This is a genomic window from Pseudoalteromonas sp. Z1A6 (genome assembly GCF_011378745.1).
In the GTDB taxonomy this organism is placed as follows: Bacteria; Pseudomonadota; Gammaproteobacteria; order Enterobacterales; family Alteromonadaceae; genus Pseudoalteromonas; species Pseudoalteromonas arctica.
In genome coordinates this window covers 1-649 of record NZ_WTKW01000686.1, presented here as the reverse complement: position 1 = coordinate 649, position 649 = coordinate 1, and the positions used below count along the sequence as shown (strand labels likewise).

General features: G+C 45.0%; 1 protein-coding gene. It reads left to right on the top strand.

Going from position 1 to position 649, the window contains the following annotated elements:
* Nucleotides 1-648, top strand: a 648-nt coding sequence (locus GQR46_RS20340; RefSeq protein WP_240922939.1) for an EF-Tu/IF-2/RF-3 family GTPase, incomplete at its 5' end; no start/stop codon positions are given.
* Nucleotide 649 lies beyond the last annotated feature (1 nt).

Sequence of the window (649 nt, the reverse complement as noted above, 5' to 3'; positions counted from 1 at the left end):
GAAGGCGAGAAAGAGTGGGAAGATAAGATTGTTGAGCTTGCAAACGCACTTGATACTTACATCCCAGAGCCAGAGCGTGACATCGATAAGCCATTCATCATGCCTATCGAAGACGTTTTCTCAATCCAGGGTCGTGGTACTGTTGTAACTGGTCGTGTTGAAGCTGGTATCATCCGCATCAATGACGAAGTAGAAATTGTTGGTATCAATGATACAACTCGTTCTACTTGTACTGGTGTTGAAATGTTCCGTAAGCTTCTAGACGAAGGTCGTGCTGGCGAAAACATCGGCGCACTTCTACGTGGTACTAAGCGTGAAGACGTTGAACGTGGTCAAGTACTAGCTAAGCCTGGTTCAATCAATCCACATACTACATTCACTTCAGAAGTATACGTACTTTCGAAAGATGAAGGTGGTCGTCATACTCCATTCTTCAAAGGTTACCGTCCACAGTTCTACTTCCGTACAACTGACGTAACTGGTGACGTACAGTTACCAGATGGCGTAGAAATGGTAATGCCTGGTGATAACATCAAGATGACAGTAACTCTAATCGCACCAATCGCGATGGATGAAGGTCTTCGTTTTGCTATCCGTGAAGGTGGTCGTACTGTAGGTGCTGGTGTTGTAGCAACTATCGTAGCGTAAT